Here is a 764-nt window from a genome sequence, read left to right as displayed (position 1 = left end):
GTTCATACTATTCATCGCAAGCATTGATTAAAGAGACTTAACCATGACAAAACATTATGACTATACCGCCATTGGTGGCGGTAGCGGCGGCATTGCCTCAATCAACCGCGCGGCAAGCTATGGCAAAAAATGCGCTATTATCGAAGCGGAGCAGTTAGGCGGTACTTGCGTCAATTGGGGCTGTGTGCCCAAAAAGGTCATGTGGTACGGCGCGCAAGTGGCCGAAGCCATCGAAAAATATGCGCCTGATTACGGTTTTGATGTCGAGTTAAAGGGCTTTGATTTTCAAAAGCTAGTCAACAGTCGCCAACAATATATCCAAAACATTCACCGCGCTTATGATAATAACTTGGCCAAAAATGGCGTGGAAGTGATAAAAGGCTTTGCCAAGTTTGTCGATACCAATACGGTCGAAGTCAATGGCGAGCATATCACGGCTGATCATATTTTGATCGCAACGGGCGGTCATCCTATTAAACCAAATATTAAAGGTGCAGAATACGGTATTGATTCTGACGGTTTTTTTGCCTTAAATGCTTTGCCAAAACGGGTAGCCATCGTCGGGGCAGGATATATCGCCGTTGAAATCGCTGGCGTGCTCAACAGCTTGGGTGCTGAGGTGCATCTGTATGTCCGTCAACACTCGCCGCTACGCTCCTTTGACCATACCATCGTGGAGACCTTGCTGATAGAGATGGAGCAGGATGGCATTCAATTGCACACCGATACCACACTAACGGAAGTCCATAAAAAAGAAGATGGCT

Annotated in this window: 1 protein-coding gene; it reads left to right on the top strand. The window is 46.7% G+C overall.

Annotation, left to right across the window (positions count from 1 at the left end):
• Window positions 1-43 precede the first annotated feature (43 nt).
• The coding region (locus ACS8FD_RS19700; protein ID WP_439277110.1) for an FAD-dependent oxidoreductase at window positions 44-764 on the top strand (721 nt) is incomplete at its 3' end.

Source organism: Psychrobacter sp. 1U2, from assembly GCF_051847575.1.
This window is presented reverse-complemented; position numbering and strand designations above follow the sequence as displayed.